Source organism: Brevibacterium sp. 91QC2O2 (assembly GCF_024580695.1).
Lineage (GTDB): Bacteria > Actinomycetota > Actinomycetes > Actinomycetales > Brevibacteriaceae > Brevibacterium > Brevibacterium moorei.
Map to the genome: position 1 here is coordinate 40420 of NZ_JANIJY010000022.1, position 9616 is coordinate 50035.

Below are 9616 nucleotides of genomic sequence, written 5' to 3' on the forward strand. Positions count from 1 at the left end.
ACTCGATTCCAGGGTTTACTTTTAAATACGTGTTCCGGGGACGGTGAGATTCCGTACCGGCGGTATAGTCCGCGACCCGAACGCCGTGTCCCGAACGGGGCCCGCGCGTCCGGTTGACTCGGTGGGATTCCGAGACCGACAGTGAAAGTCTGGATGGGAGGAACAACAGGCACCGTGCCTGTTCGCATTCGCGACGCCCTGGTTCCTCGAGTCCTCCTCGAAGTCCGGTACCGCCGCATGTGGATGGCCCGGGTGGCGGCGCATACCGTCACAGCACTCGCACCGTTCGGCGCACCTCCCTCACCTCGGGTAGAAGGTGAGGTTGAGAGTGAACCGGACGGTTTTTTCGTCCCCCGGGGCCATGGGCTTCACAGCCGCCGAGGCCGCGGCGATGGACGCCGCCCTGGCGGCAGCAGCACTCGGAGTCCGCGGGGCGAACCCGCTGGTGGGGGCCTCGGTCCTGGGCGCCGACGGTGACTGCGTGACCGGCTACCACCGGGGAGCCGGCACCCCGCATGCGGAGATCGACGCACTGGCGCGCGCCCGGGCGGCGGGCATCGACCTGGGCACGGCGACGCTGCTGGTGACGCTGGAGCCCTGCAATCACACCGGCCGCACCGGCCCCTGCGCCCGGGCCATCATCGCCGCCGGCATCCCCCGGGTGATCTTCGCCCAGGCCGACCCGGTACCCGGTCACGGCGGCGGCGCCGAAACCCTGCTCGACGCCGGCGTCGAGGTTCGCTCCGGTCTGCGCGGCGCCGCCGCCGGCGCGCTGAACGCGCGGTGGTTCGCCGCCGCTCGGGGCGCGCGACCCTTCGTCACCGCCAAGATCGCGCAGTCCCTGGACGGGTTCTCGGCGGCGGCCGATGGCACGAGCCAGTGGATCACCTCGGCGCAGGCCCGCGAGCACGCCCACGGGGTGCGCGGCCGGGTCGATGCGATCCTGGTGGGCACCGGCACGGTGCTGGCCGACGACCCACGGTTGAGCGCGCGCCTGCCGACGGGCGAGCCGGCCGAGCGCCAGCCGGTACCGGTGGTCATCGGCTCCCGGGACGTGCCCGCAGATGCACAGCTGCGCGCAAATCCGGGCCTGCGGCAGTACCGGCCAGCGGGCTCGGGGTTGCGGTCCGAGGCCGCGGGCGGTGCCGGCGAAGGTGCAGCCGAGCCGGAATTCTTGCTCCGGGTCCTGCGGGATCTCAAGGCAGACGGCTGCGACCATGTGCTGGTTGAGGGCGGGCCAGGCCTGGTCGGCTCGTTCCTGCAGGCGGGACTGGTCGACGAGCTGCTGGTCTATACCGCTCCCCTGCTCCTGGGCGCGGGCACGCCCAGTGTTCGCCTGCCCGGCATCGGAACCCTGCGCGATGCCCTGGCCTTCACCCCGGACCCGGCCTCGGCACCGGCCTCTGCCCCAGTCCGCTTGGGGCCCGACATGCTGACCCGCCTGGTGCCCGTAGAGGCAGACGGGCCGGGCTCGGCGGGCCCCGGTCCCAGCTCCGGGCAGCCACCCGCCGACTCGGCACCACAGACTTCCACCGACAACTCTCAAGGAGACGCATAGTGTTCACCGGAATCATCGAGGCCCTCGGCACCGTCACCGCCCTGGAGTCCCTGCCCGACGGCAGTGCCCGCATCACGATCGACGCGGGCCGGCTGATCGAGGACCTGCCGCGCGGGGGCTCGCTGGCGGTCAACGGCGTCTGCCTCACCGCGGTCCCCGCACCCCGCGCCGAGTCGTCACAAAAGTGCGACGAAACCTCCGCCGAACGCACATTCATGACGACTCGGCGGGGGGCGGACGGAGTCTTCACCGCCGATGTCATGGGCGAGACCCTGCGGTTGACCTCGTTGGGGGACCTGGCTCCGGGCAGCCGGGTCAATCTGGAGCGGTGTCTGAGCCCCTCCGGGCGCTTCGACGGGCACATCGTGCAGGGCCATGTGGACGGCACCGGCGTGCTGGCCTCGATCGCCGACCACGGATCCTGGGCCGTCTACCGCTTCACCGTGCCGAGCGACCTGGCGCCGTTCACCGCGCTCAAGGGCTCGATCGCCATCGACGGGGTGTCCCTGACGATCAGCGGGGTCAGCCCGGCGCCCGGGACCTCGGCGCCGGAGGACGGTGCCGCGCACTGGGTCGAGGTCAGCCTGATCCCGGCCACCCGAGAACACACGATCCTGGGCGAGGCCGCACCGGGGCGCCGCGTCAACCTCGAGGTCGACGTCATCGCCAAGTACGCCGCCCGCCTCACCGCATTCGCAACCGTACCGACAGCACAGAACGCAAGCACAGAAGGAGCCACCGCATGACCACCACATCCACCACCCCACAGGCTCCGGCCACCCAGCCGGCAGGGACCTCGGCGCCCGAAACGCCGGACACGCCCACCGCTCTGAACACCATCGACCAGGCCATCGCCGCCCTGCGCGCGGGCCGGCCGATCATCGTCGTCGACGATGAGGACCGGGAGAACGAGGGCGACCTCATCATGCCCGCAGCGACCGTGACGGCCAAGTGGATGGGCTTCATCATCCGCCACTCCTCGGGCGTGGTGTGCGCGCCGATGACCGCCGAGCGCGCCCGGGCCATGGAGCTGCCGCCCATGGTCGCGAACAACCAGGACCCCAAGGGCACTGCGTACACCGTCAGCTGCGACGCCTCGGCCGGCACCAGCACGGGGATCTCGGCGGCGGACCGCGCACTGACCGCCCAGGTGCTGGCCGACCCTGCCGCACTGCCCACACAACTGCACCGGCCCGGGCACGTCTTCCCGCTCATCGCCAAGGACGGTGGGGTCCGCGAACGCGCCGGCCACACCGAGGCCGGGGTCGAGTTCGCGCGCCTGGCCGGTTTCGAGCCCGTGGCCGTCATCGCCGAGGTGGTCCACGACGAGGGCCCGATGATGCGGCTGGACGACCTGCGGCCCTTCGCACGCCTGCACGGGCTGATGCTCGTATCGATCGAGGAGCTCATCGCCTACCTGGACGCCCGCGATATGGCGGGAGCCACGGAGGCCGCAGCCGGGGACGGGATCACAGCCGGCGCAGCCACCTCGACCGATCCCGTCGTCCTGCCGACCGAGTTCGGCACCTTCACCGCACGCGCGTGGACCGTCGACGGGGTCGAGCACCTGAGCCTGAGCGCAGCGGGGAGCGCTGCTGGTGCCTCGGCTGCCGGAGCAGACGTGGCCGAAGCCGGCGCCACGGCTGACTCTGCCGGAGCAGACGTGGCAGGAGCGGAGGTGGCCGGAGCCGGGGCCTCGGCCACGGAATCCGATGCGCCGGTGGCCGGCCATGCCGGCCAATCCGCGCCGTTGGTGCGGGTGCACTCGGAGTGCCTGACCGGCGATGTGTTCGCCTCGCACCGGTGCGACTGTGGCGAGCAGTTGGCCGCGGGGCTGCGCGCGATCGCCTCGGCCGGGGGCACGCTGATCTACCTGCGCGGGCAGGAGGGCCGCGGGATCGGCCTGTTCAACAAACTGCGCGCCTACGCGCTGCAGGACGGCGGGCTGGACACCGTGGACGCGAACACGCACCTGGGACTGCCGGTGGACGCCAGGGACTACGCGGCGGCCGCGGCGATCCTGACCGGCATGGGGATCCGGCGGGTGCGCCTGCTGACGAACAATCCGGCGAAGGTCTCGGCCCTGGCCGAACACGGGATCGAGGTCGCCGAGCGGGTGTCCGTGGACATTCCGGCGCGGGCGGAGAACGCCGCCTATCTGCGCACCAAGCGCGACCGCATGCACCACCTGATCGGCGGAACCGGAGTCGCCGGGGCCGGAGTCGGCAGTGCCGGAGTCGCCGGCGCACCCGACGCCCGGCACGCCCAGCCTGCGCACCCGGACCTCGCCGCAGAGCACAGCGCGCCCACCGCGGCCGCATCCGCACTCATCGAAAGGAAGGCCTCCTGATGGCCCAGCACGGAGCACCCACCGCACATCTGGACGAACTCGCAGCCGAGCACCCGCAGCTCAAGGAGCTGACGCTGACGATCGTGGCCGCCAGCTGGCACACCGAGGTGATGGACGGGTTGATCGCGGGCGCCCTGCGCGCGGCCGCGGTGGCCGGGATCGAACCTCGGGTCGTCCGCGTGCCTGGCAGTTTCGAACTGCCGGTGGTGGCGCAGAAGTACGCGCGGACCTCGGACGCGGTGGTGGCTCTGGGCGTGGTGATCCGCGGTGGCACCCCGCACTTCGACTATGTGTGCGCGGCGGCCACCGACGGCCTGAACCGGGTGGCGCTGGACACCGGGACCCCCGTGGGCTTCGGGCTGCTGACCTGCGATGACGATGCACAGGCCCTGGCACGCGCCGGCCTGCCCGGGTCGACCGAAGACAAGGGCTTCGAGGCGACCGAGGCGGCCCTGGCCACGGCCCTCATCCTGCGCGCCTAACAACCCCGGCAGTGGCTCCACACATGCATGGGTGGCAGCAAAACTCACGATCTTTGCTGCCACCGGTGCCATTGTGGAGCCACTCGACAAGGCGCAGGCACCTGGCCCAACGGGCGCCCAACTGGCGAGAGCCACTCGGCAAGGCGCGGCACCCGGACATGCGAAACGGGCCCGGATCTTTCGATCCGGGCCCGTTTCCCCCATAAAGACTCTCCAACCAAGAAGAGAAGTGAGGCCGGTCCATAAAGTTCGGTACCACTCCCCAAAAGACGAGCCCCGCAGCTCGCCACCGAAGAACCGGCCTCACTGGTGATAACCATACGGAGCCACCCTGGACCGGCCCTGGGATGGCCGTGAACGCTTCATGGCAATGGAATGGCAGAAAGCTGAATCAGTCCGATCCCTGTCCGCCACCGGCCGACCGACGACCCTCCGCCACCCCACCCACGAACCGCCCGGCGAGGTATTTGACCGCGGCCCGGGCGAAACGAAAGTATATAAATTGCACATTGAGACTCAGACCACAGTAGTTCAGGGCGCATCGGCTCCGAACACAGTGGCTCTGAGTCCGCTACTTTCAACGACGAAAGGCATCATGACTACAAGCGCAGTGCAGCACCGAACATCTGCCGCGGCCCCGCCCGCCTCCAAGCACAAGGGCCTGCTGGCCGCCGGGCTGATCGGCTCGTCGATCGAATGGTACGACTTCTTCCTCTACGGCACAGCCGCCGCGATCGTGTTCCCCCACGTGTTCTTCCCGGAGACCAATGCCCTGGTCGGCACGATGCTCGCGTTCTCCACCTTCTGGGCCGGTTTCATCGCCCGGCCCATCGGAGGCCTGCTGGCCGGCAACTATGGCGACAAGCTGGGGCGCAAGCCCATGGTCGTCATCGCCCTGACCGGTATGGCGGTCTTCACCTTCATCATCGGCTGCCTGCCATCGGCGGGCACCATCGGCGCGGCCGCCCCAGTCCTGCTGGTAGTCTGCCGGTTCGTCCAGGGTGCGGCCTGCGGAGCGCAGTGGGGCGGTATGGCCCTGTTGCTCAGCGAGTCCGCCGGCCCCAAGCACCGCGCGTTCTCCGGCTCCTTCACCCAGCTGGGCGTGCCCTGCGGCGCGCTGCTGGGCAACCTGGTGTTCGTGGGCGTGTCGGTGGCGCTGAGTCAAGACGCCTTCACCACCTGGGGCTGGCGCATCCCCTTCTGGGCCACCGCCCTGCTGGTCCCGATCGTCATGTACATCCAGCTCAAGGTCGAGGACTCCCCCGAGTTCAAGCAGCTGGAAGAAGAGGTCGCAGCCGGCCAAGCGGACAAGCCCGCAGTCGTCAAGACCCCGCTGTGGCAGGCCGTCAAGTCGAACTGGAAGACCATCCTGTTGGCGGCCGGCACCCTGTCCGGCACCAACTGCATCTTCTACATCTCGATCGCCGGCGTCCTGTCCTACGGCACCAAATATCTGAACATGGACTACAACCAGATGTTGTTGGGCGCCATGGCCTCCTGTGTGGCCGGAGCGATCTTCATGGTCATCGGCGGCAAGCTGGCCGACTCCCACGGCCGCAAACCGGTCATCCTGATCGGCGGAATCGGCGTGCTGGCCTTCGCATTCCCATACTTCGCCCTGGTCAACACCGCCAACATCTGGCTGTTCACCGTCGCCGTGACCATCGCCAGCTGCTTCCAGTCACTCATCTACGCGCCGATCGCGGCCTACTTCGGTGAGCTGTTCGCCCCGCAGATCCGCTACTCCGCCGTGTCCCTGGCCTATCAGCTCAATGCGATTGTGGTCTCCGGTTCGACCCCGGTGGTGATGACCTGGATCATCGCGAAGATGAACGGGTCGACCCTGGGCATCACACTGTTCGTCTGCCTGACCGCGCTGTGCACGATCCTGTGCACCCTGCCCCTGCGCGAGACGAACCCCAAGCACGTCCGCGAGAACCCCACCGCAGTGCCGGGTGAACACCTGCACTCGAACGCCTGAGCAAGGGCAAAAGGAATGGGGCCGAGGTCCCGGCCGGGTTCACAGACCCGGCCGGGACCTCGGCCCCATCGCCATTCAGCCGGCGCCTCAGCCGACCGGCGTTCAGTCGACTTCGATGCTGCGCTTGAGGATCTTGCCCGTGGCGCCCTTGGGCAGGGACTCGACGAACACGATGCGCCGCGGGATCTTGTAGGCGGCCAGGTTCTCGCGCGTATAGGCCTCGATCTCGTCCTCGGTCAGGGTGACGCCGGGCATCGGCGTGATGACCGCGGTGACCGTCTGGCCGTACTTCTCATCGGGGATGCCGATGACGGCGACCTCCAGGATGCCGGGGTGCTCGTAGAGGACCTCTTCGACCTCGCGCGGGTAGACGTTGTAGCCGCCGTGGATGATGAGGTCCTTGAGCCGGTCGACGATGTAGAGGTAGCCGTCTTCGTCCATCCGGCCCAGGTCGCCGGTGTGGAAGAAGCCCTCGTCGTCGAAGACCTTGGCGGTGGCCTCGGGGTTGTTCCAGTATCCGGCCATGACGTTGACGCCCTTGACGCAGACCTCGCCGACCTCGCCAGGGGCGACCCGATTGCCCTCGTCGTCCTTGACACACAGTTCGGGCTGGCCGTTGGTGGGCAGGCCCACGGAGCCCACGACGATCCTGCCGTCGCGCGGATTGACCGAGGCGTTGGCCGTCGTCTCCGTGAGCCCGTAGCCCTCCGTGATGGTCGCGCCGAAGCGCTGCTCGAACTGGCGCATCACCTCGGCGGCGATAGACGCCCCGCCGGAGATCGCGATGCGCAGGCTGCTGACGTCGTAGTCGCCCGGTGCGTGCACGACCGCGTTCCACATGGTGGGCACGCCGCCGGTGACGGTGACCCTGTCCGTCTGGATCACCTGCAGGTATTCGATCGGGTTGAAGCGCGGCAGCAGGGTGATGGGCGCGCCGCAGTTCATAGCCGACAGCAGCACGCTGACCAGACCGAACACGTGGAACAGCGGCAGCGCGGTGGCGAAGACGTCATCGGGGGTGCCGCCACAGGCCTCACAGCACATCCTGCCGGTGGCCACCAGGTTGTCCACGGTCAGAATGGCACCCTTCGGGTTGCCCGTGGTGCCCGAGGTGTAGAGCAGGACCGCGACGTCCTCGCCCGTGCGCGGCACGGGTTGGTAGGACTCCCAGCCCGCTTCCGTGGCAGCGCCCAGCCGGGCTGCGTCGATCAGCGCGATATCGGCGTAGGCGAGGGCCGGCGCGGAGCCCGCTGCGGCCTCGGCGTCCGTTGCACCGCCGGCCGGGGCGGCCCCGGTGCCGGCCCCCTCCGAAAGTTCGGCTACGGCCTTCTGGGCCGCGGAGTTGCAGACGGGGTGGGCGATGACGGCCGAGGCGCCGGAGTCGCTGAGGAAATGCCGGAGTTCGCGCGCGGTCGACAGGGGGTTGACGGGAACGACGATGAGGCCCGCGGCCTGGGCTGCGAAGAACTCGACGACGAATTCCGCGGTGGTCGGGCAGATCAGCACGATTCGCTCGCCCACACTGTAGGCCGCGGTGAGTTCTTGAGCGCGCGCCGTGACCAGGCCGGCCAACTGGGCTCGGGTGATCTCCAATCTGGGGTCACCCGGTTCCGCGGGCAGGGGGCCGCGGACCGCGATGCGCTGCGGGTCGGCCTGCGCATTGGCGAAGACGATGTCGGCGACGTTCCGGTGCTGGGACGCGGGGTCGGGAGTCGGGCCGGTCGTTGCGGGGGTGTGTGCTGGAGTGCTGGATGTTGCCGTGCTGGATGCCACGATGCTCCTTCGAATCATGGAAATGCGTGCGGGCGGACTCGGACATCCGCCGTCGTGTTCATGCTATCGCAGGGATGTTACCCGGATCACTACAGGTGGTGGATGGCGGGTGCTGTGCGTGCGAACCGTCGCCGGGCCAGGAACTTCACGAATATGCCGATGGGGACGACCAGGACGGCGTAGGCGAACATGAACCAGATCCCGAACGTGTACTCCTCCAGCCACGGCACGAACAGGCACAGGGACACCAGCGCGAAGTAGCAGCCCAGCAGCGACCAGAGGATTGCCGCGCTCCAGCCCGGGTGTTTGAACAGGAAGGTCACGCTCAGGTCCAGCAGCAGGCACGGGACCGCAATGAAACCGACTATGAGAAAGTAGAACCCCGCCACGTCCAGCGATCCGTAGTCCCGATCCCAGGGGCGGTTGATGAGCAGGCTGAGCACCATGCCCGAGGTGATCGCCGCCGCGGTCCACCCGATCAGCGCCGAGGCGTACGGCCGGCCCGCCATTGCATGGGAGGTGCCGTGCTCCATCGTGCGGGAGTCCCCGTGCGATGGCGAACGGATGCCGTCGCCCGCCGAAGCGGGCATCGCGTTCTGTGTCATGGCCTCATCATATGGTCCGTTATATGTTCCATCTCCGTTCGCGCAGGCGCAGGATGAGGTAGACGATCCAATAGACCAGCGCGAGGACGATGAAGCAGGCCGCGACGAAGATGGCGATGATGGCCATCGCTCCGATCGTGATCCAGCCTTCCTCGGCATTGCGAGCCCAAATCCACATGGCAACCGCGATGGCAGTGGACACACAGGCCAAGCACGACATCACCCACAACAGGGGCTTCCAACCGGCCGACGCCGGCCTCTGCGAATCGGGCTGCGCCGGTCCCGGCGACGCTGTCAGCGAATCGGTCATCACGTCCTCCACTCCCCTTGTAGGCGAATCGGGCTCACCGGACTCGCCGCCGGTCCCGTCTTACGATGATGATGCCACTGAGGCCCAGGGGAATCAGTGCCGCAAGACTGATGACGATTGCGGCGGGGGCGGACTCCTGTACGAACGCGGGTACTGAAATCGCCGCCCACAGAATCAGGAACACCCCGAGCACGGCCCAAGTGCTCGTTTGAAGTCGCAGCTTATGATCTGAGCGAGTCATTGTTCCTCCCACCGGACGTACTGGACGGACACGCCTCCACGTACATCCCCATCGACGACTGGAGTGAACCGACCATACCCGGTGCCCCCTATTTTAACAAGATTGCTTGTTCTCTTTACGATCGCGACAACTGGCACTTCGATAGGATCACGCCAGCCTCACGACATCACATGCGCAAACCTGCAACACCGCTCTGTGTCAAGCTGTGTGGAGTCACTCGGGCTAGTTTCTGACTGCTTCGTGCTCCGGCAGGTTGATACCCACGACGTGGGGCGGCTTCGGAGTCACCGGACGTGACTTGAAGCGTCCCCGGTGT

The 9616-nt window shown here is 68.1% G+C and carries 8 protein-coding genes and 1 riboswitch; of the genes, 6 read left to right on the forward strand and 2 right to left on the reverse strand.

Going from position 1 to position 9616, the window contains the following annotated elements:
• The first annotated feature begins 26 nt into the window (after positions 1 to 26).
• Positions 27 to 169, forward strand: a riboswitch (FMN riboswitch).
• A gap of 192 nt (positions 170 to 361) precedes the next feature.
• The 5 genes from ribD (at position 362) to NQ036_RS12945 (ending at position 6371) form a co-directional block, all read left to right on the forward strand.
• Entirely contained in the window at positions 362 to 1558 is a 1197-nt protein-coding gene (gene ribD / locus NQ036_RS12925; RefSeq protein ID WP_257049396.1) for a bifunctional diaminohydroxyphosphoribosylaminopyrimidine deaminase/5-amino-6-(5-phosphoribosylamino)uracil reductase RibD, read from the forward strand.
• Positions 1558 to 2304, forward strand: coding sequence for a riboflavin synthase (locus NQ036_RS12930; protein ID WP_257049397.1), 747 nt, complete (start codon positions 1558 to 1560; stop codon positions 2302 to 2304). The genes ribD and NQ036_RS12930 overlap by 1 nt, the downstream gene beginning before the upstream one ends.
• Positions 2301 to 3908, forward strand: coding sequence for a 3,4-dihydroxy-2-butanone-4-phosphate synthase (gene ribB, locus NQ036_RS12935; RefSeq protein WP_306440080.1), 1608 nt, complete (start codon positions 2301 to 2303; stop codon positions 3906 to 3908). Before NQ036_RS12930 ends, ribB begins: the two co-directional genes overlap by 4 nt.
• The gene (gene ribH / locus NQ036_RS12940) at positions 3908 to 4390 is read left to right on the forward strand and encodes a 6,7-dimethyl-8-ribityllumazine synthase (RefSeq protein WP_257049399.1); all 483 of its coding nucleotides are present in this window, start codon (positions 3908 to 3910) and stop codon (positions 4388 to 4390) included. The genes ribB and ribH overlap by 1 nt, the downstream gene beginning before the upstream one ends.
• A 595-nt stretch (positions 4391 to 4985) precedes the next feature.
• Positions 4986 to 6371, forward strand: coding sequence for an MFS transporter (locus tag NQ036_RS12945; RefSeq protein ID WP_257049400.1), 1386 nt, complete (start codon positions 4986 to 4988; stop codon positions 6369 to 6371).
• Positions 6372 to 6473: 102 nt separating this feature from the next.
• On the opposite strand, the gene NQ036_RS12950 is transcribed toward NQ036_RS12945, so the two are convergent.
• Together NQ036_RS12950 and NQ036_RS12955 are read right to left on the reverse strand one after the other, a co-directional pair.
• On the reverse strand, positions 6474 to 8144 hold the full coding sequence (locus NQ036_RS12950) for a long-chain fatty acid--CoA ligase (protein WP_257049402.1): 1671 nt from the start codon (positions 8142 to 8144) through the stop codon (positions 6474 to 6476).
• An 89-nt stretch (positions 8145 to 8233) separates the two neighbouring features.
• Complete coding sequence (locus tag NQ036_RS12955; protein WP_257049403.1) at positions 8234 to 8749, reverse strand: hypothetical protein; 516 nt, start codon at positions 8747 to 8749, stop codon at positions 8234 to 8236.
• A 119-nt stretch (positions 8750 to 8868) separates the two neighbouring features.
• Between NQ036_RS12955 and NQ036_RS12960 the strand changes: the two genes are divergently transcribed.
• Complete coding sequence (locus NQ036_RS12960; RefSeq protein WP_257059509.1) at positions 8869 to 9216, forward strand: hypothetical protein; 348 nt, start codon at positions 8869 to 8871, stop codon at positions 9214 to 9216.
• Positions 9217 to 9616: the final 400 nt, after the last annotated feature.